24 protein-coding genes are annotated in these 24,271 nt (G+C 61.4%); 17 read left to right on the top strand and 7 right to left on the bottom strand.

From position 1 onward, the window contains the following. Window positions 1-331: 331 nt before the first annotated feature. A complete protein-coding gene (locus tag AMK00_RS14960) occupies window positions 332-571 on the bottom strand; it encodes a DUF2934 domain-containing protein (protein ID WP_011426157.1) in 240 nt (79 codons plus the stop codon). A gap of 22 nt (window positions 572-593) precedes the next feature. Then, window positions 594-800, bottom strand: a complete 207-nt coding sequence (locus AMK00_RS14955; RefSeq protein ID WP_064694756.1) for a hypothetical protein — start codon at window positions 798-800, stop codon at window positions 594-596. 349 nt (window positions 801-1,149) lie between these two features. Here AMK00_RS14955 and AMK00_RS14950 point away from each other — a divergent pair, with 349 nt between their 5' ends. Together AMK00_RS14950 and AMK00_RS14945 are read left to right on the top strand one after the other, a co-directional pair. After that, on the top strand, window positions 1,150-1,533 hold the full coding sequence (locus tag AMK00_RS14950; RefSeq protein WP_038690240.1) for a hypothetical protein: 384 nt from the start codon (window positions 1,150-1,152) through the stop codon (window positions 1,531-1,533). 222 nt (window positions 1,534-1,755) lie between these two features. Then, a complete protein-coding gene (locus tag AMK00_RS14945) occupies window positions 1,756-2,166 on the top strand; it encodes a DUF4174 domain-containing protein (protein ID WP_041678707.1) in 411 nt (136 codons plus the stop codon). Window positions 2,167-2,194: 28 nt separating this feature from the next. Here the strand turns inward: AMK00_RS14945 and AMK00_RS14940 are convergent, their stop codons facing one another. Next, on the bottom strand, window positions 2,195-2,905 hold the full coding sequence (locus tag AMK00_RS14940; protein ID WP_064803919.1) for a GntR family transcriptional regulator: 711 nt from the start codon (window positions 2,903-2,905) through the stop codon (window positions 2,195-2,197). 268 nt (window positions 2,906-3,173) lie between these two features. On the opposite strand from AMK00_RS14940, the gene AMK00_RS14935 reads away from it, so the two are divergent. The 7 genes from AMK00_RS14935 (at window position 3,174) to AMK00_RS14905 (ending at window position 9,549) form a co-directional block, all read left to right on the top strand. Further along, complete coding sequence (locus AMK00_RS14935; protein ID WP_064803917.1) at window positions 3,174-4,262, top strand: ABC transporter ATP-binding protein; 1,089 nt, start codon at window positions 3,174-3,176, stop codon at window positions 4,260-4,262. 45 nt (window positions 4,263-4,307) lie between these two features. Further along, entirely contained in the window at window positions 4,308-5,606 is a 1,299-nt protein-coding gene (locus tag AMK00_RS14930; RefSeq protein WP_064803915.1) for an ABC transporter substrate-binding protein, read from the top strand. A 265-nt stretch (window positions 5,607-5,871) separates the two neighbouring features. Continuing rightward, window positions 5,872-6,783 (top strand): ABC transporter permease, encoded by a 912-nt coding sequence (locus AMK00_RS14925; RefSeq protein ID WP_064810874.1) that lies wholly within the window; start codon window positions 5,872-5,874, stop codon window positions 6,781-6,783. A gap of 1 nt (window position 6,784) precedes the next feature. Continuing rightward, window positions 6,785-7,606, top strand: a complete 822-nt coding sequence (locus AMK00_RS14920; RefSeq protein WP_064803911.1) for an ABC transporter permease — start codon at window positions 6,785-6,787, stop codon at window positions 7,604-7,606. A gap of 1 nt (window position 7,607) precedes the next feature. Then, entirely contained in the window at window positions 7,608-8,351 is a 744-nt protein-coding gene (locus tag AMK00_RS14915) for an aspartate/glutamate racemase family protein (RefSeq protein WP_064810871.1), read from the top strand. Between the two features lie 3 nt (window positions 8,352-8,354). Continuing rightward, complete coding sequence (locus AMK00_RS14910) at window positions 8,355-8,966, top strand: flavin reductase family protein (protein ID WP_064803908.1); 612 nt, start codon at window positions 8,355-8,357, stop codon at window positions 8,964-8,966. Between the two features lie 88 nt (window positions 8,967-9,054). Then, window positions 9,055-9,549 (top strand): heme-degrading domain-containing protein, encoded by a 495-nt coding sequence (locus tag AMK00_RS14905; RefSeq protein ID WP_064803906.1) that lies wholly within the window; start codon window positions 9,055-9,057, stop codon window positions 9,547-9,549. Window positions 9,550-9,614: 65 nt separating this feature from the next. Here AMK00_RS14905 and AMK00_RS14900 read toward each other — a convergent pair whose 3' ends face one another. After that, entirely contained in the window at window positions 9,615-10,874 is a 1,260-nt protein-coding gene (locus AMK00_RS14900) for an AGE family epimerase/isomerase (protein WP_064810869.1), read from the bottom strand. 168 nt (window positions 10,875-11,042) lie between these two features. Here AMK00_RS14900 and metH point away from each other — a divergent pair, with 168 nt between their 5' ends. From metH to AMK00_RS14885, 3 genes are all read left to right on the top strand, one after another. Continuing rightward, complete coding sequence (gene metH, locus AMK00_RS14895; protein ID WP_064810867.1) at window positions 11,043-14,816, top strand: methionine synthase; 3,774 nt, start codon at window positions 11,043-11,045, stop codon at window positions 14,814-14,816. Between the two features lie 180 nt (window positions 14,817-14,996). Then, a complete protein-coding gene (locus tag AMK00_RS14890) occupies window positions 14,997-15,230 on the top strand; it encodes a type II toxin-antitoxin system Phd/YefM family antitoxin (RefSeq protein WP_064803900.1) in 234 nt (77 codons plus the stop codon). Beyond that, window positions 15,227-15,628 (top strand): type II toxin-antitoxin system VapC family toxin, encoded by a 402-nt coding sequence (locus AMK00_RS14885; protein ID WP_064803898.1) that lies wholly within the window; start codon window positions 15,227-15,229, stop codon window positions 15,626-15,628. The genes AMK00_RS14890 and AMK00_RS14885 overlap by 4 nt, the downstream gene beginning before the upstream one ends. Before the next feature lie 3 nt (window positions 15,629-15,631). Here the strand turns inward: AMK00_RS14885 and AMK00_RS14880 are convergent, their stop codons facing one another. Both AMK00_RS14880 and AMK00_RS14875 read right to left on the bottom strand, forming a co-directional pair. Further along, entirely contained in the window at window positions 15,632-16,396 is a 765-nt protein-coding gene (locus AMK00_RS14880; protein ID WP_064803896.1) for a GntR family transcriptional regulator, read from the bottom strand. Further along, window positions 16,393-17,277 carry an N-acetylglucosamine kinase gene (locus AMK00_RS14875; RefSeq protein WP_064803895.1) on the bottom strand — a complete coding sequence of 295 codons (885 nt, stop codon included), beginning with the start codon at window positions 17,275-17,277 and terminating at the stop codon, window positions 16,393-16,395. Before AMK00_RS14875 ends, AMK00_RS14880 begins: the two co-directional genes overlap by 4 nt. A 525-nt stretch (window positions 17,278-17,802) precedes the next feature. Between AMK00_RS14875 and AMK00_RS14870 the strand changes: the two genes are divergently transcribed. The 5 genes from AMK00_RS14870 (at window position 17,803) to AMK00_RS14850 (ending at window position 23,135) form a co-directional block, all read left to right on the top strand. Continuing rightward, window positions 17,803-19,062: an ABC transporter substrate-binding protein gene (locus AMK00_RS14870; protein WP_064803893.1), complete on the top strand. Its 1,260-nt coding sequence runs from the start codon at window positions 17,803-17,805 to the stop codon at window positions 19,060-19,062. A gap of 206 nt (window positions 19,063-19,268) precedes the next feature. Then, the gene (locus tag AMK00_RS14865; RefSeq protein WP_064810865.1) at window positions 19,269-20,216 is read left to right on the top strand and encodes a carbohydrate ABC transporter permease; all 948 of its coding nucleotides are present in this window, start codon (window positions 19,269-19,271) and stop codon (window positions 20,214-20,216) included. Window positions 20,217-20,225: 9 nt separating this feature from the next. Then, window positions 20,226-21,065: a carbohydrate ABC transporter permease gene (locus AMK00_RS14860; RefSeq protein WP_064810863.1), complete on the top strand. Its 840-nt coding sequence runs from the start codon at window positions 20,226-20,228 to the stop codon at window positions 21,063-21,065. Continuing rightward, complete coding sequence (locus tag AMK00_RS14855; protein WP_064810861.1) at window positions 21,062-22,123, top strand: Gfo/Idh/MocA family protein; 1,062 nt, start codon at window positions 21,062-21,064, stop codon at window positions 22,121-22,123. The genes AMK00_RS14860 and AMK00_RS14855 overlap by 4 nt, the downstream gene beginning before the upstream one ends. A gap of 10 nt (window positions 22,124-22,133) precedes the next feature. Next, entirely contained in the window at window positions 22,134-23,135 is a 1,002-nt protein-coding gene (locus AMK00_RS14850) for an ABC transporter ATP-binding protein (RefSeq protein ID WP_064803885.1), read from the top strand. 74 nt (window positions 23,136-23,209) lie between these two features. On the opposite strand, the gene AMK00_RS14845 is transcribed toward AMK00_RS14850, so the two are convergent. Continuing rightward, window positions 23,210-24,271 carry an ABC transporter ATP-binding protein gene (locus AMK00_RS14845; protein WP_064810859.1) on the bottom strand — a complete coding sequence of 354 codons (1,062 nt, stop codon included), beginning with the start codon at window positions 24,269-24,271 and terminating at the stop codon, window positions 23,210-23,212.

Raw genomic sequence — 24,271 nt, 5'->3', positions numbered from 1 at the left:
AAAAACCCGTACTCCATGGATTTGTGCCAATATGCTTGATGAAGTGTTTCAAGCGGAAACAGCGGTGTTCGGGGAAAGGGTTGGACTGTGCCATTATCGACGCTCCCCTTCGACGCGCCGCTCCGTTCTGCGGTGAGGCAAACCGCGCCTCTGTCCGCAGTCGATGAGGCAAGCCGGCCCCTCTCTCCGCCATCGTCAGACAAGCCACACCTTCTCTCCGCCCTCATCCTGAGGCGCCCCGCAGGGGCCTCGAAGGACGAGGCCGCCATCGGCATCCGGGATGCAGTGCAATTGAGCGGCGCCGTGCAGAATCTCGCGGTTGGCCGTCGGATCAGCCGGCCTTGGCGGGCGGGGTGAGCCAGCCGTCGCGCGGCAGTTCCGGCCGTTGCGGCTTCGGGCGGAACTTCACTAGCACCTCGCGTCCATCGACGGAGGCCTGCGTGCGTTCCAGCGCGTCCCGCTCGGCGACTGCCTGGCGCCAATGTTCGCCGTCCCGGCCGTCAGGGCGGCCCTGTTCTTCCCAGATCGCATAGGCCCGTTTGCTGATCCACTCATGGCGTCTGTCGCTCATCTATCGATTCCCGTGAAAGGCGTTATTCGGCAATTCTGTCCGGCAGAACAGGCGCGCGGCGCTTGGCTGCCATCAGCAAATCGAGTTCGATCGAGGAGGGCCCGAAGCGGGTGAACAGGCTCTCGGCCTGGTCGCTGCGCAGGCCATATTTGGAGGCGAATTCGTCAAGGCTGTAAGGACGGCCGCGCAGGACTCTGGACCGCCGCTCCGGTTCACGGATCTGCGTCATTGGTGGTAACCCCATCTGCTGTTACGAAGTGCGCGAACAAAACAGATTACAGCCGCAAAAGTTCCGTGATTTCAGGGTTTTTTCCGCCTCCCGCGCCATTCCCACGCGGCTGGCATAGATTTTCAAGAATCCGGCTCACTGAGAAAATTTCGCCTAAAACATGCAGGAATTTCATGCATTTAGGAAAACGGGTGCCGCCTCGGTCGAGAAACGGGCTTTATTCACGGAGTGTTACTCTATAGAATCAATCGTGTTATTCGGTCCGCAGGGGCAAAAAACGCTGTGTTCCCCGCGTTCATGCCGACCGATCCAGGAGGATTTTGGCTTAATCCATCAAGAGGAGACAGACATGATGAATGCCCTGCCGCCACTTCATAACGGCCACGCGCCGTTTACCCTCCAGCAGCTGTTTCGCGAAGCACTTTACGCTTTCGAGGAATGGGACAGCGAATTGACCGAACCGATCGTGACCCATGAAGGAAGGGTCATCCCGATCAGTTTCGTTTTCGAAGCCATGCGCGAATGCACCGACATCGTGCCGATGAATATCGTCGGCGCCGTCACCGAGCGGCTGACCAAGCCGTGGGAGGGCGAAGGTCCGCTCGACCAGATGACCTTCTCGACAGCGGCACGCGTCATGCGCGTGCTGGTGCGCAAACGCCTGCTTGCCAACGGCACAGCGGACCTCGTCGCCGTCTCGGCGCATGCGGCCGAGGACCAGAGCCGCGACTGACGGGAAAAAGGATCGTGGCCAACAGATGTTGAGCTGCGATCCTTTTCCGCTTCGTCGGAACCTCCCCCAATTCCAGCCGTTTACTGCATGTTCCCAGTTCGTATCGGATTGGGAATTATTCAGTTATTCAGCGCGTTACAGCGTTCTTGCGCGTCTTGAAATACGCGACCGCTGCAATGGCGCAGTTACAGGCCCGTGAGATGACGGGCGAGGAATAGCACCATGCTGAGATCCATCGTTCATGAAATCATCGGCACACCGCGACGTGAGCCGGAACTTCCACAATCGCTCGAGCGGTTTCGAGACAGCAAACGGGTGCTGATCATCTTCGCCGATGCGCAGGACGACCGCCCAGCAATCCAGGACGAATGGTTGCGGAATGCACAGATGCGCCTCATTGAGGAAGACGTCGAAGTCTTCATCATCGCCGGCGGCGGCGCTTTTTCGCTGTTCGACGATGGCTGGGAACTTGATGCGGACGATATTCGCGAGCGGCTGCAGGGGCCGCCTTACAGCGAGTTCGGGCTGATCCTGATCGGGCGTGACGGCACGGTGAAGCTGCGCTCCAGCGAGCCGCGCACGGCGGAAGAAATTTTCGCCGCGCTGGACAAGCTGCCGAAGAAGGCGTCGTGATAGCTGCGGTCGACGTGTGCTCACCCGTTCAGAGTTCGAAGGCCTCCTTGAGGCCGAGGCTCTTGCGTTCGCGCAGGTCGAGATCGGATTCGATATGGGCGATGTGATGCAGCATCAGCTGGCAGGCGCGGTCGAGTTCGTTGTCTTCGATCGCCGATATGATGTCGCCATGTTCGGAATGGCCGCAGCTGGAAGCGGTCGACTGGCCATAGAGCGCGATGACAAGGGATGAGCGGGCGACGAGCTCCTCCATGAAGCGCTGCATGATGGCATTGCCCGAAATTTCGGCCAGCATCAGGTGGAAATCGCCGGATGCCTTGATCTCGGCGCGCCGGGCCGTCTGGCCGCGCTCGCTCATCAGGCGGCCTTCTTCCTGCAAAAGCTCTCGCAGATTCCTGATATCGTCAGCGGTGATCCGCGCCGCCGCCTCGCGCAATATGCCGGGCTCGACGAGGCGCCGGGCGGAAAAGATCTGGCGGGCCTCATCAGGGGAGGGATAGGCGACGAAGGCGCCGCGGTTCTTCTCGACGCTGACCAGGCCCTCATAGGAAAGCGCCTGCAGCGCTGCGCGGGCAAGTGTGCGGCTGACATTGAAAAGATTGCCGACATCGCTTTCGGAAAGCTTGGTGCCGGGGGAAAGCCTGCGCTCGACGATCGCCTCTCGAATGGCGTCGCGGATCTGGTGCGCGCCGGTTTCGGCGATTTCTTCGGCCTGCATGGCCTTGGCGGCGGATTTCATGAAGACTATTCCCTGATGGCGGGCAAACCATACCCGGCTTCGCGGCAAAAGTTAAACGGAATTTGTCATCGAAACAGCGGTTAAATTGTATACGATTTTCTGCGTAAATTGCAGACGATAGCCTAAATGATGTGCAGACGATGCGGTGCTCATAAAATGCGCCTGCACGGTTTCGAGTGTTAAAGTCCTTTCCTGTTAAGAGCTTAATCGAAGTTGGAGGCGATTGGCACGGCAGATGCATCATCTTTCCCGAACAGGGGAAGGCATGATGTCGAAAGCGGCAGAGATCGATATAGTATCCGTTTCGAAGGTCTACGGAGCGACGATGGCCGTGCATGGGATCAGCCTGAAGATTCCGGCCGGCTCCTATTGCTGCTTCCTCGGCCCGTCGGGCTGCGGCAAGACCTCGACGCTGCGCATGATCGCCGGTCATGAGAGCATTTCTTCAGGCGATATCCGGCTGGGCAATACGGTCGTCACCGATTTTCCGCCGGCCAAGCGCGGCACGGCGATGATGTTCCAGTCCTATGCGCTGTTTCCGCATCTCGACCTGGTCGAGAATGTCGCCTTCAGCCTGAAGATGAAGGGTGTCGACAAGGCGGAGCGGCGGGCCAAGGCGCTTGAGATGCTGAAGCTGATGCAGATGGAGCCCTACGCCAACAGGCGTCCGGCTCAGCTTTCCGGCGGCCAGCAGCAGCGTGTGGCGCTGGCCCGCGCCTTGATCACCGATCCGGAGGCGCTGCTGCTCGACGAGCCGCTGTCGGCGCTCGACCCCTTCCTGAAGATCCGTATGCGCGCAGAGCTCAAGAAGCTGCAGAAGTCGCTCGGCATCACCTTCGTCCACGTCACCCACAGCCAGGAAGAGGCGATGGCGCTCGCCGATGTCATCGTCATCATGAATGACGGCCGCATCGAGCAGGCGGCGGCACCCCGCGAGGTTTTCGAGAAGCCGGCAACCGCTTTCGTCGCCCGCTTCATGGGCGACCATAACGTTTTGTCCGGCCGGGTGACGTCGAGCGCGGACGGCATGCTGGTCATGACCGTGCCGGAGGGGCAAAGCTTTTCCGTGCGGGGCGAGGGCAGGGAAGTCGGCGAGCCGGTCGATATCGGCATCCGCACCGATCGTGTACGCCTGCAGGTGGCGACCGAGTGGACGCTCGGCTTCAACGGCATCGTCACCAACGTCGAATATCGCGGCTCCTCGGTGAAGATCACCGTTGTCGGCGCCGGCAGCGACGACTTCACCGTCATATCAGACGACAACGACTATTTCGCCCGTCCGGTCGCCGTCGGCGAGACCGTCGCGCTCAGCTGGGAACTCGATGACGCCGTGCTTCTCGGCCGCTCCTCCGCATGAACCATCATCAACCAACCTTCCGCATCAACAAAAAGGGGAACTGACATGACGACTGAAACGACATCGACGAAGACTGCGAAGGGCCTATCCCGCCGTACGCTCTTGAAGACGGGTGCTGCCGCCGTCGGCGCCATCGCCGGCTCTGGCGCCATCACTGGCTTTCCCACAATCTGGGCGAAGACCAACATCACGCTTCGCCAGTTCGGCACCGGCGTTTCGAACATCAACGCCATCGCCGAGAAGTGCAAGGCCGACCTCGGTATCACGCTTGAGATGACGGCGACCGATTCCGACGCCGCCGCTCAGCGTGCCGTCACCCAGCCCGACAGCTACGACATCGCCGACATCGAATACTGGATCGCCAAGAAGGTGTTTCCGACAGGCGTGCTGCAGCCGATGGACGTCAAGAAGCTCAAATATTACGACAAGATCGTGCCGCTCTTCATCAACGGCAAGATGAAGCCGGACAGCGTTATCGCCCAGGGCACGGCACCGCACACGGTCGGCTTCGTCGAGGCGCAGGGCGCCAAAAAATTCGCCAAGGAGCCGACGCAGTGGATGACGATGGTTCCCACCATCTACAATGCCGATACGCTCGGCATCCGTCCCGATCTCGTCGGCCGCGACATTACGAGCTGGGCCGACATTATGGATCCGAAGTTTAAGGGCAAGACCTCGATCCTCAACATTCCGTCGATCGGCATCATGGATGCGGCGATGATCATGGAAGCCTTGGGCAACATCAAATATGCCGACAAGGGCAATATGACCAAGGAAGAGATCGACAAGACGATCGAATTCCTGATCAAGGCCAAGGGCGACGGCCAGTTCCGCGCCTTCTGGAAGAGCTTCGACGAGTCGGTCAACCTGATGGCGTCGGGCGAGGTCGTCATCCAGTCGATGTGGTCGCCGGCCGTCGCCGCCGTCCGCTCCAAGGGCATCGCCTGCAAATACCAGCCGCTGAAGGAAGGCTACCGCGCCTGGGGCGGCGGCCTCGGCCTTGCCGCGCATCTCAAGGGCGCACAGCTCGATGCGGCTTACGAATATATCAACTGGTACACGTCGGGCTGGGTCGGCGGCTACCTCAACCGCCAGGGTTACTATTCCGCCTGCATGGAAACCGCCAAGAACTTCATGACGGCAGACGAGTGGGGCTACTGGATCGAAGGCAAGCCGGCGCAGGGCGACATCCTCTCTCCCGAAGGCAAGGTCATGGAAAAGGCCGGCGCAGTGCGCGACGGCGGCGCCTTCGAAGCCCGCATGGGCGCCGTCGCCTGCTGGAACTCGGTCATGGACGAGGACCGCTACATGGTCCGCCGCTGGAACGAGTTCATCGCGGCGTAAGGCCTAGCGGGAGGGCGGAGAGCCGCTGTCTTTCGCTATCGCTCAAGACGTCGCTTCGCTCCGCCCCCTCATCTGCCCTTCGGGCATCTTCTCCCCGCTGGGGAGAAGCGGGAATTCGCGGTTGGGGTCGCGTGAAGAAAATCGGGGTTCGCGGTGGCCGAGGCGCCGCCGCGATTCCTCTTCTCCCCAGCGGGGAGAAGGTGCCGGCAGGCGGATGAGGGGGCTCCTTGCCCGACCTGCATAATGAGGAAACGGAGAACCGATCATGGCGACCATCGCAGCGGCAACGGAGGAAGGCAAACACGGTGCGCGAGTCCGCGCCTTCCGCCTCTCCCCCTCAGCCATCTCCTATCTCCAGGCAACGCCGCTGATCGCCATCCTCGGCTTCTTCTTCCTGCTGCCGATCGCCATGATCGCGGTCGTCAGCTTCTGGGATTACGACTTCGCCGGCCTCTATCCCGATTTCCTCACCATGAACTACACCGACACGCTCGGTTCATGGGTGACGTGGAAGACCTATCTCAACACGCTGAAATTCACCGCCATCGTCTGGGCGCTGACGCTCGTCATCGGCTTCTGGGTCGCCTATTTCCTGGCCTTCCACATCCGCAAGACCTCGACGCAGATGATCCTCTTCCTCGTCTGCACCGTGCCGTTCATGACCTCGAACATCATCCGCATGATCTCCTGGATCCCGGTGCTCGGACGCAACGGCCTGGTCAATTCAGCGCTGATCAAGATGGGCATCATTCCGCAACCGATCGAATGGCTGCTCTATTCCGATTTCGCCGTCGTGCTCGCCATGGTGCATCTCTATACCTTGTTCATGGTGACGCCGATCTTCAACACGCTGATGCGCATCGACCGCTCGCTGTTCGAGGCGGCGCGCGATGCCGGCGCATCGGGCTGGCAGGTGCTGTGGAACGTGGTCATTCCGCTTGCCAAACCCGGCATGGCGATCGGCACGATCTTCGTGGTGACGCTCGTGATGGCGGACTTTTCGACGGTGCAGGTCATGTCCGGCGGCCAGAGCGCCTCGGTGGCGCTGATGATGAAGAACCAGATGTCGCTGCTGCAATATCCGGCGGCCGCCGCCAATGCGGTGGTGCTGCTTGCGGTGGTGCTCATGATGGTCGCCGCCATCCTGCGTGTCGTCGATATCCGCAAGGAGCTTTGAGATGAACCACGAAAAACGCGGCCTGGAATTCTATCTGCTGGCGATCTTCTTCATCGTCTTCGTACTGTTCCTCTACGGCCCGCTCTCGGCGATCCTGATCCTCTCCTTCCAGGGACCGGACGGCGGCCTGACCTTCCCGATGAATGGCGTTTCCACCCACTGGTTCTTCAATCTGTTCGAGAAGCAGGCGGTCGGCGATTTCGGCGCCTCGTTCCGCCGCTCCTTCACCCTCGGGCTGATGGTGATGGTGGTGACCGTCGTCGTATCACTGCTGGCCGGCCTTGCCTTCCGCCGCCGTTTCCGCGGATCGACCGCGCTTTTCTACGCCACGGTCGCCAGCCTCGTCGTACCCTCGATCATCATTTCGCTCGGCATCGGCGTTGTGTTCCAGGAGGGCGGTCTCAAGCCCGCATGGTATTCCTCGGCCTTCGGCGCACATCTGACCTGGACGCTGCCCTTCGGCGTATTGATCATGTTTGCCGTCTTCAACCGTTTCTCGCCGGCTTATGAGGAGGCGGCCCGCGACCTCGGCGCCACCTCCTGGCAGACGTTCCGGCACGTCGTGCTGCCGATGATCGCACCGAGCCTGATCGGCGTCGGGCTGTTCGGCTTCACGCTGTCCTATGACGAATTCGCACGCACATTGATGACCTCGGGCAGCTACAATACGCTGCCGCTCGAAATCTACGGTATGACCACCAACGTCACGACGCCGGTGCTCTATGCACTCGGCACGGTGACGACGCTGTTTTCCTTCACCATCATTCTCATCGCTCTCGGCATCATGACCATGCTGGGGCGGCGGCAGGCAAAGATAGACTGATATGCGCATCCTCATCGTCAATCCGAACACCACGGCCTCCATGACCGAGAAGGCTGCGGTCGCCGCGCGTGCGGTGGCGGCATCCGGAACCGAGATCATCGCCGCGACATCCAGCATGGGGCCGGTCTCCATCGAGGGACATTACGACGGGGCGCTCGCGATTCCCGGCCTGCTCTTGGAACTTAAGGAGCGGCAGGCGGCGGGTTACGACGCGGCGGTCATTGCCTGCTTCGACGATACCGGGCTCGACGCAGCGCGAAGTTTCGCCAATGTGCCGATCCTCGGGCTTTGCGAATCCGCCGTCGTGACGGCCGGTTTCCTGGCGCAGCGCTTTACCGTGGTGACGACGCTGGAGCGGTCGCGGGTGCTGATCGACAATCTGGTGCGCCGCTACGGTATGGGCGAGCGCGCCAAGGTGCGCGCCTCCGACATCCCGGTACTGGAGTTGGAAAACGCGGCTTCGGGCGCGATCGGCAAGCTGAGGGCCGAGATCGAGCGGGCGCTTGCCGAAGACGGCGCCGAAGCGATCGTGCTCGGCTGCGCCGGCATGACGGATCTTGCCAGGGAATTGCAGGATATCTACGGCGTGCCCGTCGTCGACGGTGTCGCGGCCGCCGTCAAGCAGGCCGAGGCGCTGGTGTCGCTCGGGCTTTCCACCAGCAAGCGCGGCTCCTACGCCTCACCGCTGCCGAAACCCTTTATGGGCGCGATGAGCGGTTTCTCGCCGATCCCGAAAATCGGCTGAACCATGGCGGTCTCGTTCGATTTCAAAGAGCTCAGCGAGCGCGAGCGTTACAAGCTGATGATCGGCACGATCATCCCGCGGCCGATCGCGCTGGTGACGACGGTCGATGAACACGGCCGGATCAACGCCGCCCCCTTCAGCTTCTTCAACTGCCTGTCGGCGGATCCGCCGATTCTCGCGATCGGGGTCGAGAACAATGCCGACATGTCGTTCAAGGACACCGGCCACAATATCCGCATGACGGAGGTCTTCACGGTCAACATCGTCTCCTTTGCGATCTCCGAGGCCATGCATGTCTGCGGCGCGAAATATCCGCGGGGCGTCGATGAACTGAAGCAGGCGGGGCTGACGGCGATACCGGGCGCGAAGGTGGCGTCGCCCTTTATCGCCGAGGCGCCGGCTGCCTTCGAATGCCGGCGGCATGTGACGCTGGAGCTCGGCCGCTCGCGGCAGATTATCCTGGGCGAGATCGTCTATGCGCATTACCGCGACGGTGTTGTCGATCCGGAACGGCTGCATGTCGATCCGGCCGCCGTCGATGCCATTGCGAGACTGGGCGGCGATACCTGCACCACCATCCGCGATCGTTTCGAAATGCTGACGCCGAAGCTCTGACATCAGGGTAGGTCCAAGTTTTGCTTTACTTTTTCTCTCCTGATGAGAATGGTCTGCGGCGGATCATTGCAGGAGAGGAGCGCCTATCATGACAATCGACAACGATCTCAGTCGGATCGCCGAGCAGGAAAAGGCGCTGAGCTTCGACGCCTTCGATCTCACCACTGCCTGGCAGCTCGGCAAGCTTCTGCAGGAACTCGCCAGCGAGCGCGGCCTCGGCATTGCGATCGACGTAACGCTGCATTCGATGCCGGTCTTTTACGCCGCACTCCCGGGTGTGACACCCGACAACGTCAATTGGGTTCGCCGCAAGCGCAATATGGTGCTGCGCTATTTCCGCAGCAGCTATGCCTCTGGCCTGAAGCTCAGCAAGGACGGCAAGACCGTCGAGGACAACGGGCTTGATGGCGCCGATTATGCGCCGCATGGCGGCAGTTTTCCGATCAATGTCAAAGGCACGGGCTGCATCGGCGCCGTCACCGTCTCCGGCCTGCCGCAGCGCGACGACCACAATCTTGTGGTCGAGGCCTTAGCGCTGATGCTGGCGAAGGATCTGGATACATTGCGGCTCGCACCGCTGTGACGCGGCCGCATCTGCCGGCACAATCCGAGCGCCGGACTGCCGGCGGCCGGCCGCGGAAACAGCCGTCATAGCCTGCCGCCGGCCTCGGCGATGCCCTTCGTCAGGCTGCCCGTTGCCGGGAAGAGCGGGATGAGGCAGGCCTGCAGGGCGTGGTAAATATCGCCCTTGCCGGGGAAGAGCGAATGCGAGGGAACGAGGTCCTCCGTCAGTTCCTCGTGCCAGCCGCCGTTCTTATGGTCGATGAAGGCGCGTTCGATCACGTTCCAGATCTTGCGGTAGCATTCCTCGTGGTAGTCGCTCGGCAGGTGCTCGTTGAGGAAATGCGCGGCAGCCGCCCCCTCGCAGGCCGGCCACCAGAGCTTGTTGCGCTTGGCGGGCTTGTCGTTCCAATCGAGCGTATAGAAGAAGCCGCCCTTGTCGCTGTCCCAGCCGAGCGCCATGGATTGCTCGAAGAGGGCTTTGGCCGCATCCGGCATCCAGGCGATGCGCTTGCCGCCGAGCGCCCAGAGCTGCAGGATGAGCCGCGCCCATTCCAGCCAGTGGCCGGGCGTCGTACCGGCCGGGCGGAACATTTCGTTTGGATGATAGTATTGCTTATCGAGGTTCCATTCGGCGTCGAAATGTTCGGCGACGCGCCAGTCGACCGAACCGGCCGCCCGGCGGATGACGAGATCGGCGATGCTTTCGGCCTTAGTGAGGTAATCCCTGTCGCCGGTGGCTTCGAAGGCGGCCATCAGCGCTTCGGTCAGGTGCATGTTGGAATTCTGGCCGCGATAGGCGCCGCCGTCGAGCGGCTGCCAGTCGGCGGTGAATTCCTCGGCGATCGCGCCGTGGCGCGGTTCCCAGAACTTCTTGTTCAGGATCTCGGTGATATCGGCCAGCATGCCGTCGGCCAGCGGATGACCGATCGTCTTGGCCGAGGAGGCGGCGAGCAGGACGAAAGCGTGGCCATAGCCCTGCTTGTTGGAATCGACCGGACCGTTATTGTCGAGTGACCAGAAATAGCCGCCGTTCTTGCGGTCGCGATGGTGGTACCAGAGATAGTCCATGCCGTGGTCGACGACGTCGGAGGCGCCAGGACGGCCGAGCAGGGCGCCGATCGAGAAGCAATGGACCGCGCGCGCCGCAATATGGATGCTGCGCACCTGGCCCTCGGCATCGAGTGGCCTGCCGGTGTCGTCGAGATCGTAGAAGCCACCCTTGGGATTGATCGAATCGTGCTGGAAGAAATCGAAGAGGTCATTTGCCTGCGCCAGCAGCCAGCTGCGGTGATAGGCGCGGCTTGTCCAGTTTCCAAGCGTGGCGTTGCCGGTTGCGGGTGCCATGATACTCCTCCGATTTCGTGCACAAGCCTAGCAAAGGCCTATATAGAGCTCGGGCGAGCCTGTCATCGGGCAAGCTTTGCAAAGCACGAAATCGACAGCCATATATTGACATAAAGATATCTTTATGTGATCTGGAAGTCTGGTCTTACGACGTCAAGGAGCCCTCCCGTGTTTGATACTCTCTTTGGTCCGGAAACGGGCAAGCGTGACGGCAGTGAAGTTTTCGCCGCTTTGAAGAAAGCCGCCAGCGAGCGCATCCTTGTTCTCGACGGCGCCATGGGCACGCAGATCCAGGGCCTCGGCTATGACGAAGACCAGTTTCGCGGCACCCGCTTCATCGGCTGCGCCTGCCACCAGAAAGGCAATAACGACCTTCTGATCCTGACCCAGCCGGATGCGATCGAAGAGATCCATTATAAATACGCCAAGGCCGGCGCCGATATCCTCGAGACCAACACCTTCTCCTCGACCCGCATCGCCCAGGCCGATTATCAGATGGAAGGCGCCGTCTACGACCTCAACAAGGAAGGTGCCGAAATCGTCCGCCGCGCGGCTCTGCGCGCCGAGCGCGAGGACGGCCGCCGCCGTTTCGTCGCCGGCGCCATCGGCCCGACCAACCGCACCGCCTCGATCTCGCCCGACGTCAACAATCCCGGCTTCCGCGCCGTCACCTTCGACGATCTCAGGGAAGCCTATGGCGAGCAGATCGACGGGCTGATCGACGGCGGTGCCGACATCATCCTCATCGAGACGATCTTCGACACGCTGAACGCCAAGGCGGCGATTTTCGCCTGCGAGGAGCGTTTCGAGGCCAAGGGCGTGCGCCTGCCGGTGATGATCTCCGGCACGATTACCGACCTTTCCGGCCGTACGCTCTCCGGCCAGACGCCGTCGGCCTTCTGGAATTCGGTGCGCCACGCCAATCCCTTCACGATCGGCCTCAACTGCGCGCTCGGGGCGAACGCGATGCGCCCGCATCTGCAGGAACTGTCGGGCGTCGCCGACACCTTCATCTGCGCCTATCCGAATGCCGGCCTGCCGAACGAATTCGGCCAGTATGACGAAACGCCGGAGCTGATGGCGGCCCAGATCGACAGTTTTGCCCGTGAAGGTCTGGTCAACATCGTCGGCGGCTGCTGCGGCTCGACGCCCGAACATATCAGGGCGATCGCCGAGACCGTCGCCAAGTACAAGCCGCGGCCGATCCCGGAACATCGCCCCTTCATGTCGTTGTCTGGCCTCGAACCTTTCGAGTTGACCAAGGACATTCCCTTCGTCAATGTCGGCGAGCGCACCAACGTCACCGGCTCGGCGAAGTTCCGCAAGCTGATCACCAATGCCGACTACACGGCAGCGCTCGATGTCGCGCGCGACCAGGTCGAGAACGGCGCGCAGGTGATCGACATCAACATGGACGAGGGCCTGATCGATTCCGAGAAGGCGATGGTCGAGTTCCTCAACCTGATCGCCGCCGAGCCCGACATCGCCCGCGTGCCTGTGATGATCGACTCCTCGAAATTCTCGATCATCGAATCCGGCCTGAAGCGGGTGCAGGGCAAGCCGATCGTCAACTCGATCTCGCTGAAGGAAGGCGAGGAGAATTTCCTGGCCCAGGCGCGGCTCCTGCGCAATTACGGTGCGGCCGTCGTCGTCATGGCCTTCGACGAAACGGGACAGGCCGACAGCTATGAGCGCAAGGTGGAAATCTGCGAGCGTGCCTACACGCTGCTGACCGAAAAGATCGGGTTCCCGCCCGAGGATATTATCTTCGACCCCAATATTTTCGCGGTCGCGACCGGCATCGAAGAACACAATAATTACGGTGTCGACTTCATCGAGGCGACGCGGACGATCCGTGAGCGCATGCCGCTCGTGCATATCTCCGGCGGCGTCTCCAACCTGTCCTTCTCGTTCCGCGGCAACGAGCCGGTGCGCGAGGCGATGCACGCGGTGTTCCTCTACCACGCCATCCAGGCGGGTATGGACATGGGCATCGTCAATGCCGGCCAGCTGGCCGTCTACGACAACATCGATTCCGAGCTGCGCGAAGCCTGCGAGGACGTGGTGCTGAACCGCCGTCCCGACAGCACCGAACGGCTGCTCGAAGTGGCCGAACGTTTCCGTGGCGCCGGGGCAAAGGAGGGTCGTGTCCAGGACCTCTCCTGGCGCGAGTGGAGCGTCGAGAAGCGTCTCGAGCACGCGCTGGTCAACGGCATCACCGAATATATCGAGGCCGATACGGAAGAGGCGCGCCGGCAGGCCGCCCGGCCGTTGCACGTCATCGAAGGGCCGCTGATGGCCGGCATGAACGTCGTCGGTGATCTCTTCGGCTCGGGCAAGATGTTCCTGCCGCAGGTCGTTAAATCCGCCCGCGTCATGAAGCAGGCCGTTGCCGTCCTTCTCCCCTATATGGAGGAGGAGAAGCGCCTCAATGGCGGCGACGATCGGCAGTCGGCGGGCAAGATCCTGATGGCGACGGTCAAGGGCGACGTGCACGATATCGGCAAGAACATCGTCGGCGTCGTGCTGGCCTGCAACAATTACGAGATCGTCGACCTCGGCGTCATGGTGCCCGCGACGAAGATCCTTGAAACGGCGATCGCCGAAAAGGTCGACGTCATAGGTCTTTCCGGTCTGATCACGCCGTCGCTCGACGAGATGGTGCATGTTGCGTCCGAGATGGAACGGCAGGGCTTCGAGATTCCGCTGCTGATCGGCGGCGCCACGACCAGCCGCGTACATACGGCTGTGAAGATCCATCCCGGCTACAACAAGGGCCAGGCGGTCTACGTCACCGATGCGAGCCGCGCCGTCGGCGTCGTCTCGGCGCTGCTCTCGCCGGAGACGCGGCAGGGCTATGTCGACGATATAAGAGCCGAATACGCCAAGGTGGCGGCCGCGCATGCCCGCAGTGAAGCGGAGAAGGTGCGTTTGCCACTGTCGCGGGCTCGCGAGAACGCGCATAAGATCGACTGGTCGGCCTACAAGCCGACCAAGCCTGAGTTCTTCGGCACTCGGGTGTTCGAGGATTACGATCTGGCCGAACTCGCGAGATACATCGACTGGACGCCGTTCTTCCAGACCTGGGAATTGCGCGGTCGTTTCCCCGCCATTCTCGAAGACGAGAAGCAGGGCGAGGCGGCGCGTGCGCTCTGGGCCGATGCGCAGGCCATGCTGAAGAAGATCATCGATGAGAAGTGGTTCCGCCCGCGCGCCGTCATCGGCTTCTGGCCGGCAGGCGCCGTCGGCGACGACATCCGCCTGTTCACCGACGAAAGCCGCGGCCAGGAGCTTGCCACCTTCTACACGCTTCGCCAGCAGCTTTCGAAGCGGGACGGGCGGGCGAATGTGGCGCTTTCGGACTTCGTCGCGCCAGTCACAAGCGGCGTGCAGGACTATGTCGGCGGCTTCGTGGTAACGGCCGGTATCGAGGAAATCGCCATCGCCGAACGCTTCGAGCGGTCGAACGACGACTATTCCTCGATCCTCGTCAAGGCGCTGGCCGACCGCTTTGCGGAAGCCTTCGCTGAGCGCATGCATGAGCAGGTGCGGCGCGAATATTGGGGTTATGCAAGGGATGAGCACCTCAGCAACGAGGATCTCATCGGTGAAGCCTATGCCGGCATCCGTCCGGCGCCTGGTTATCCCGCCCAGCCCGACCACACGGAAAAGGCAACGCTCTTCAAGCTGCTCGATGCAGAAAAAGCCGCCGGCGTGAAGCTGACGGAGAGCTATGCGATGTGGCCCGGCTCATCTGTATCCGGCATCTATATCGGCCATCCCGATTCCTATTATTTCGGCGTCGCCAAGGTGGAGCGGGACCAGGTGGAGGACTATGCCAAGCGCAAGGGCATGGAGGTTTCCGAGGTCGAACGCTGGCTCGGGCCGGTGCTGAACTACGTGCCGCGCAAGGCGGACGAGGAGATTGAGGACGCGGCATAGAGACGCATTCGCCGTTCTTAACGTGATGAATCAAGAAACAATGAAGCCGGAAAGTGATTCACTTTCCGGCTTCATACTTTTGATAGTCTTGATAATCTCGCGTGGTCGGGCTTCGTGAATTCGATAGCGGATTTGAACGTGGAATGGTATCCTTAGCCAAGTTAGCTAATGAGGGCTGCGATGCAAGTGACCATTCATGCCGCAAAGACCAATCTGTCGAAATTGATCGATGCCGCCCTTTCCGGTGAGGAGGTGGTGATCGCCAAGGGGCGCAAGCCTGTCGTGAAGATCATTCCGATTGTGCAGTCTTCCTTCAAGATCGGTTTGCTCAAAGGGCAGGTTGCTGGAGATGGGCCGGACTTTTTTGAGCCCATTGACGAAAGTGAAGTCGCGGCCTGGGAAGGGATCGAGTGAATTCGCTTCTGCTCGACACCCATGCCTGGGCATGGTCGTTGACCGGCGACAAGCGGCTCTCGGCCAAGGCGATCGCTCTGATTGAAAAGGCTGAGACCATTCTTGTCAGTCCAATATCCCTGTTTGAAATCGGGCAGAAAGTGCGTGTCGGCAAATGGCCGGAGATGCAGCCTTTCGTCGGCCGGCTGCCGGACTTACTGCAGGAGCAAGGCGCCATTGCAGCAGCATTGACCCCGGATGTCTGTCTGGCGGCAGCCATGATGGACTGGGCGCACCGTGATCCGTTCGACAGGTTTCTCGCTGCGACTGCCATGGAGAATGGGATACCGATCATTTCCGCCGACACGATTTTCGATGAACTCGCCGGAAATCAGCTTTGGATTGCCCGCTTCTGGTAGGCCTTATGTCACCCCGATCGTCAGCTCGGCCACGAAGTCATAAGCGTCGCCGCGATAGAGCGAGCGGGTGAATTCGACGGCGCGGCCGGAGCCGAGATAGGAGATGCGTTCGATTGACAGGCCGGCCGCACCCACGGAGACGCCGAGAAGCTGGGCATCGGCTTCCTTCATATTGGTCGCCGAAATGCGCTGGACGGCGCGGACCGGACGGACGTTGAGGCGTTCGAGTTCGGCGTAGAGCGAATTGGTCACGGCGGAGGGATCGGGGAGGAATTCGCCGGAGACGCTGGCGTTCTCGATCGCCAGCGGCTGGTCGTCGGCGATGCGCAGGCGCGAGAGGCGCGAAACCTTCAAGCCTGCGGCGAGGCCAAGGATCATCATCTCGTCGGGTGAGGGGGTGTGGATGCCCTTATGCAGCCATTCCGAGCGGGAGGACATGCCGCGGCGTGCCATGTCTTCGGTGAAAGAGGTGAGCTGCGACAGGCGCTGCTCCACCTTGGAGACCGGCTTGGCGACAAAGGTGCCCGAGCCGTGGCGGCGCACCAGCAGGCCGTCGGCGACGAGCTCGTCGATCGCCTTGCGCACGGTGACCCGGCTGACGGCGGCAAGTTCGGCGATGTCGCGCTCCGGCGGCAGCGCGTCGCCGTGACCAAGCGTGCCGGCGCGCACGGCCTCTTCGAGCGTGCGGCGCAGCTTGACGTAGAGCGGGCCGGTGCCGGCCGCCTGCAGGCGTTCCAGGGAGAGGATTGTTGCGAGATCGTCGGTCATGCCGCACCTCTCTGTCGCTCGTTCAGGAGCTTGACCGCAAGTTCCACCGCGCCGTGAAGGGCATCGTTTTTCGGTTTGGCAAGCAGCTGTCTGTAGCGTTGGGGAAGCCAGGGCTCATAGGCTTCCGCAAGACCGCCAAGCAGGCAGATTGACGGGCATCCGGGCCAGAGCAGCGCTTCAAGGCTTTCGCCGATCGCCGTTGCCGCGTCCGTGACGATGCCGACCGCGACCGCATCGCCGCTCGTTGCATGTTCGAAGACGACAGGTGCATAACGGGCAAAATCCGTCGGTCTTGCCGAATGCGCAAATTCGACGATGCGCTCGGGATCATCGCCATATTCCGCCAGGATCGCCTCAGTCATCGGCGATGCCGGGCGCACGCCGTCATGGGCGAGCAGCGATCGTTCCATCAGGTCGCGGCCCAGGCGAGCGCCGCTTGCCTGGTCGCCAACGACGAAGCCCCAGCCGCCGATGCCGTTCAGCCGACCATCTTTCCGGGCGTTATAGACCGAGCCGGTGCCGAAGGCGCCGACGATGCCGTCGGCATCGCCGAGCGCGCCCTGCAGGGCGATCAGCGCGTCGGTAACAACGCGGCCTTCGGCAAAGGGCAGGGCCTTTTCGATTCGCTGGCCATAATCCGTGACATTAGCGCCGGCGACGCCGACGACTGCTGCGACGGAGGAAATGGTTTCCGCGGCGAGCTCGGCATCGTGCAAAGCCAGCCGGGCGGATTCGACAATATTGAGGAGAGAGTTTTCCAGATCGGACAGAATATTAGCCGGGCCTGATTTGCCGCGGCCAATGATAGTGCCGTTTCTGTCCGCGACCGCGGCCCGGCAGCTCGTCCCGCCGCCATCTATGCCGATTGCAAGCTCTGTCATCGGACCTCCGAATACGCCGTCTCACCTGTTTTCCATACAATACCAAAAAAATACCATTTACCAAGTGGGAACGGCGGAGAAATTGTACCTTTTTATCTGATTGATTTTCCTTGATAAAAATTTTTAATGAAGCCTTGGAAGCCGAAAAGTTAAAATTCGTCTGGACAATTGGTATTTTTTTGGACTTAATTCGGTAAAAGGGAACAGCGTTTCGAAGCCCCACGAAAACCGGCAGCAAAACCAAGCCGGAACCGCTTCGAGGATGAGTGCCAGAATGCCGGCGGCCCTGTCGGGCCGAAGATGGAATTCAGGCATCCATCGGCTTTCCCATTATTTTCGGCGCGTCCGGTGCGGGTCACCGAAAAGCGCGCAGTCCGACCGCAGGCGAGCGCTTTCGGTCCATCGAGCTTTCGGGGCCGGCTTCGCTGGCGGCCCTCCAAGGGGCATTGGGTGTTTCCTCAGACACGCCAATTGCTTGTTTCAGATCGAAAACGGCGCCTTCGGCGCTAAAAACAGGAGAGGGAAATGAAAAACACTGCTCTGAAAAGCTTGCTGCTTGCCTCCAGCCTGCTGACGTCGGCCGGTCTCGTGCATGCCGCCGACGTTACGCTGACGGTCGAAAGCTGGCGCAATGACGACCTGCAGATCTGGCAGGAGAAGATCATTCCGGCCTTCGAAGCGAAGAACCCGGGCATCAAAGTCGTCTTCTCGCCGACTGCGCCGACCGAATACGACGCTGCCACCGAAGCCAAGCTCGCCGCGGGCAGCGCAGGCGACATCATCACCTGCCGTCCCTTCGATAAATCGCGCGGCCTCTTCGAGAAGGGCAATCTTGCCAGCTTGAATGATCTGCCCGGCATGGAGAACTTCTCGCCGGTCGCCAAGGCCGCCTGGACGACCGACGACGGAAAGACGACCTTCTGCGTGCCGATGGCTTCGGTTATTCACGGCTTCATCTACAACAAGGATGCCTTCGACAAGCTCGGCATCTCCGTGCCGAAGACGCAGGACGAATTCTACGCAGCGCTCGACAAGATCAAGGCGGACGGCACCTATATTCCGCTCGCCATGGGCACCAAGGATCTCTGGGAAGCCGCGACCATGGGCTACCAGAATATCGGTCCGAACTACTGGAAGGGCGAAGACGGCCGCAAGGCTCTGATCGAAGGCAAGCAGAAGCTGACGGATGCCGAGTGGGTCAAGCCCTATGAAGAGCTTGCCAAGTGGAAGCCCTATCTCGGCGACGGTTTCGAAGCCCAGACCTATTCAGACAGCCAGAACCTCTTCACGCTTGGCCGTGCCGCGATCTATCCGGCGGGTTCGTGGGAAATCTCGTTGTTCAACAGCCAGGCCCAGTTCAAGATGGGCGCCTTCCCGCCGCCAGTTCCGAAGGCAGGCGACGCGGGCTACATCTCCGACCATCCGGATATTGGCGTCGGTCTGAACACCAAGAGCCCACATGCCGAGGAGGCCAAGAAGTTCCTGAGCTGGGTCGCTTCGCCTGAATTCGCCGATATCTACGCCAATGCGCTGCCGGGGTTCTTCAGCCTGAACTCCAAGCCGGTCAAGATGTCCGATCCGCTCGCTCAGGAATTCGTCTCCTGGCGCGGCCCGTATAAGTCGACCATGCGCTCGACTTATCAGATCCTGTCGCGCGGCACGCCGAATCTCGAAAACGAGACCTGGATCGAATCAGCCAACGTGGTCAACGGCACGGATACGCCACAGGTCGCTGCCGAGAAGCTCCAGAAGGGGCTCGACAGCTGGTACAAGCCGGCCAAGTGATGTGACGAGGGGCGGCGTTTGCGGCCTCTCATCCGGCCTGCCGGCCACCTTCTCCCCGCTCGCGGGGAGAAGGAGACTCGCAGCGACCTCCCAGCCCGATTTCATCACGGGCGTGTTCCCTCTCCAGGTGGGTGGAGGGTTAGGGTGGGAGCATGTTTTCCATCTGCGCTGCGCCTTGCGGCCAGTGATCAGAACGGGCAATAGCCATGAGCCAAACCGACAACGCGGCCGATTTCGTCCCGATCAAGCGCCCGGTGCGCTGGCATATCTTCGTTTTCATGCTGCCTGCGGTGATCGTCTATTCCGCGGTTATGGTGCTGCCGCTCATCGAAACGCTCAGGCTTTCGCTGTACAATACGGTTGACGGGCAGCCGGCCTTCGTCGGCCTGGCTAACTACAAAGTGCTGTTTGGCGATCCTCGCTGGGCGCATGATTTCTGGAATGCGCTGGTCAACAACCTGCTCTTCTTCGCCATCCACATGTGCGTGCAGAACCCGATCGGCATTGCGCTCGCTGCCCTACTTTCGGTGCCGAAGCTGCGCGGGGTGGCCTTCTACCGCACGGCGATATTCCTGCCGACGCTGCTTTCCTTCGTCATCGTCGGCTTCATCTGGAAGCTGATCCTGTCGCCGATCTGGGGCGTGGCGCCCTGGATGCTCGATCTTATCGGCTTGAAATTCCTGTTCGCCCCTTGGCTCGGCAAGCCCGGCTCGGCGCTGATCGCCGTGTCGCTGATCTCCAACTGGCAATATATCGGCATTCCGATGATGCTGATCTATGCCGCGCTTCTGAGCATCCCCGAAGAGGTGATCGAGGCGGCCGAATGTGACGGCATCACCGGCTGGGCGCAGTTCTGGAAGATCAAGCTGCCACTCATCCTGCCGGCGATCGGCATCATCTCGATCCTGACTTTCGTCGGCAATTTCAACGCCTTCGACCTGATCTACACGGTGCAGGGGGCGCTTGCCGGGCCTGACATGTCGACGGATATTCTCGGTACGCTGCTATACCGGACTTTCTTCGGTTTCCAGCTTCAGCTCGGCGACCGCTCGATGGGCGCGACGATCGCCACGGTGATGTTCCTCATCATCCTCGCCGGTGTCTCGTTCTATCTCTTCGTCATCCAGCGGCGCATGCGTCGCTACCAGTTCTGAGGAGCGCGCATGTCCAAGGCACGCACATCTCCGATCCGCACCGGCCTCGTGCATCTGGCGCTCTCCGCCTACACGCTGGTCGCGCTGTTTCCGGTGTTCCTGACCATCGTCAACTCGTTCAAGGATCGCGCTTCGATCTTCCGCGCGCCTTTGATGATCCCGACGCCGTCGACCTTCAGCCTCGTCGGTTACCAGACGGTGCTGGGGCAGGGTGATTTCGCCACCTATTTCCAGAACAGCTTCGTCGTGACCATCGTCTCGATCCTGCTCGTGCTGCTGTTCGGCGCCATGGCCGCCTTCGCATTGTCGGAATATCGCTTCCGCGGCAATGCGCTGCTCGGGCTCTATATGGCGATCGGCATCATGATCCCGATCCGCCTCGGCACAGTGGCGATCCTGCAGGGCATGGTGGCGGCCGGCCTCGTCAACACGCTGACGGCGCTGATCCTCGTCTATACCGCGCAGGGCATTCCGCTGGCGATCTTCATCCTGTCGGAATTCATGCGCACGGTTTCGGACGATCTCAAGAATGCCGGGCGCATCGACGGGCTTTCCGAATACGCGATCTTCTTCCGGCTGGTACTGCCGCTGGTGCGGCCGGCCATGGCGACCGTCGCCGTCTTCACCATGATCCCGATCTGGAACGATCTCTGGTTCCCGCTGATCCTGGCGCCCGCCGAAAGCACTAAGACGGTGACGCTCGGCTCGCAGATCTTCATCGGCCAGTTCGTCACCAACTGGAATGCGGTGCTGGCGGCGCTGTCGCTGGCTATCCTGCCAATCCTCGTCCTCTACGTCATCTTCTCGCGGCAGCTGATCCGCGGCATTACGTCAGGGGCTGTCAAATGAGCCAGGAGAATCCGATCCGCGTCCTCGTTGCCGGTCTCGGCAATATGGGCCGCAGCCATGCGCTTGCCTATCACAACAATCCCGGCTTTGAGATCGTCGGTCTCGTCAATCGCTCGACGCCGGCGCTGGAGCCCGCGCTGCAGGCCTATACGGTTCATCCCGATTTCATGACGGCGCTTGCCGAGCTGAAGCCGGACCTCTGCTCGATCAACACCTATTCCGACAGCCATGCCGATTATGCCGTCGCTGCCTTCGCGGCCGGCTGCCATGTCTTCGTGGAAAAGCCGCTGGCGACGACCGTCGCCGACGCCGAGCGGGTTGTTGCTGCGGCAAGGAAGGCGGGGCGCAAGCTGGTGATCGGTTATATCCTGCGCCATCACCCGTCCTGGACGAGACTGATCGAGGAGGCGCGCAAACTCGGCCCGCCTTACGTCTTCCGCATGAACCTCAACCAGCAGTCCAGCGGCCCGACCTGGGCGACGCACAAGTCGCTGATGCAGACGACCTCGCCGATCGTCGATTGCGGCGTGCATTATATCGACGTCATGTGCCAGATCACCGATGCCAGGGCAGTCGAGGTGCGCGGCATGGGACTGCGGCTCTCCGATGAGATCGTCGCCGGCATGTATAATTATGGCCACCTGCAGGTGCTCTTCGAAGACGGTTCGGTCGGCTGGTACGAGGCCGGCTGGGGGCCGATGATTTCGGAGACTGCCTTTTTCGTGAAGGACGTGATGTCGCCGAAGGGGGCGGTGTCGATCGTCATGGATCCGAACGCCAAGTCCGACGATATCGACACGCACACCAAAACCTCGGTGATCCGTCTGCACACGGCCGAGACCGGCCCGGACGGCAAGTTCATCCGGCCCGACCAGGATATGAGGATGACGGGCGAGCCCGGTCATCAGGCACTCTGCGACCTGGAACAGGCCTTCATGCTGAGGGTGATCCGCGAGGATCTGAACCTCGATCGCCACATGGCGGATGCGGTGGCGTCACTACGCATCTGCCTTGCCGCCGACGAGAGCGTGCGCACCGGCCAGCCGGTCAGATTGTAAGGGAAAGATAGTGGGATCGCTTCAACTCAAATCCATCCGCAAGACCTATGGCACGCATGAGGTGCTGAAAGGCATCGACCTCGAGGTCAAGGACGGCGAATTTGTCATCTTCGTCGGGCCGTCCGGCTGCGGAAAATCGACGCTCTTGCGCAGCATCGCCGGCCTCGAGGACGTCACCTCGGGCGCCGTCGTCATCAACGGCCGCGACGAGACGCTGACGCCGCCGGCCAAGCGCGGCATCGCCATGGTGTTCCAGTCCTATGCGCTCTATCCGCATCTGACGGTCAAGGACAATATGGGGCTTGGGCTCAAGCAGGCAGGCACCGCCAAGGACGAGATCGACAAGCGCGTCGGCAAGGCATCCGGCATGCTGTCGCTCGCGCCTTATCTCGCACGCCGACCGGCCGAGCTTTCCGGCGGGCAACGCCAGCGCGTCGCGATCGGCCGCGCCATCGTTCGCGAACCGGAACTCTTCCTGTTCGACGAGCCGCTGTCGAACCTCGATGCGGCGCTGCGCGTCCAGACCCGGCTCGAAATCGCCCGGCTGCACCGCGGTCTGAAGGCGACGATGATCTACGTTACGCACGACCAGGTCGAGGCGATGACGCTTGCCGATAAGATCGTCGTGCTGAATGCCGGCGCGATCGAGCAGATCGGCTCGCCGATGGAGCTTTACAACCGCCCGGCCAACGTCTTCGTCGCCGGCTTTATCGGCTCGCCGCAGATGAATTTCATCCCCGGCGAAAAGGTGGGCGATCACAGCGCCAAGACGATCGGCGTGCGCCCCGAACATATGACGCTGTCGCGCGAGCAGGGGACGTGGGGTGCGAAGGTCGTGCATGTCGAGCATCTCGGCGCGGACACGATCATCTATCTGGAATCCGAGCAGTGCGGCCTGCTGACGGCGCGTCTCTTCGGCGAGCACCAGTATGAGCCCGATGAGATCGTTTACGCGACGCCAGACCAGGCGCGCGTGCATCGCTTCGATGCGGACGACAGGGCGATCCGCTGAACGATCCCATTCATCAGGACGATGCAAAAAGGCGCCGCGAAACGGCGCCTTTTTGCATCCGCGACACGCGAATATCAATCGCGGATGATGAGCAGATCAGCTGCCATGAAACGGAGCGTCACGGTTTCGCCGGCCTGCGGCGGGGTGACGCCGGGGCTGTTGAACATGTCGAAGGAGATGACGTTGCCGCCGACATTCATGCGGGTGCGGATGACCGAACCGAGGAAGTGAGCCGAGACGACCTGGCCGGTCAGTGCCGTATCGCTTCTGGCGGTGTCGGAGAGCGAGCCTGCTTCCGGGCGCAGCGCCAGCGAGATGGTCTCGCCGGTCTTGTGGGCTGCGACCGACTGCTTCAGCGTGATCTTCTGATCGCCGATCTGGATGAGGTTGGTGTCGGGATCGACGACCTTGGCCTCGATCAGATTCAGCGTGCCGACAAAGGAGGCGACGAAGCGCGTGGCCGGCTTGTTGTAGATCTCGAAGGGCGAGCCGATCTGATCGGCCTTGCCGGCGTTCATCACCACGATGCGGTCGGAGATCGACAGCGCCTCTTCCTGGTCGTGGGTGACGAAGACGGTGGTGATGCCGAGCTGCTGCTGGATCTGGCGGATTTCCTCGCGCAGCGACACGCGGATCTTGGCGTCGAGGGCCGACAGCGGCTCGTCGAGCAGCAGCACTTGTGGCTTGACGGCGAGCGCACGGGCAAGTGCGACGCGCTGCTGCTGGCCGCCGGACAGCTGGTAGGGGTAGCGATCGGCCAGGTGATCGAGCTTGATCAGGCCGAGCATTTCCTTGACGCGGGCGTCGATCTCGGGCTTCGGCGCGCCGGCGACCTTGAGGCCGAAGGCGACGTTATCGTGCACGGACATGTTGGGGAAGAGAGCGTAGGCCTGGAAGACCATGCCAATGTTGCGCTGGTTCGGCTTGAGCGCGCTCTGGTCCTTGCCGTTGATGGTCAGCATGCCGCCGGTCGGGGTTTCGAAGCCGGCGATCATGCGCAGGACGGTGGTCTTGCCGCAGCCCGATGGCCCGAGGAAGGAGACGAATTCGCCCTTCTCGATGTTCATGTTGAAATTCTTGACGACCTGAACTTGGCCGAAAGACTTTTGAATGTTGGTCAGTGTGAGAAAAGACAT

The organism is Rhizobium sp. N621 (assembly GCF_001664325.1).
In the GTDB taxonomy this organism is placed as follows: Bacteria; Pseudomonadota; Alphaproteobacteria; order Rhizobiales; family Rhizobiaceae; genus Rhizobium; species Rhizobium esperanzae.
This window is presented reverse-complemented; position numbering and strand designations above follow the sequence as displayed.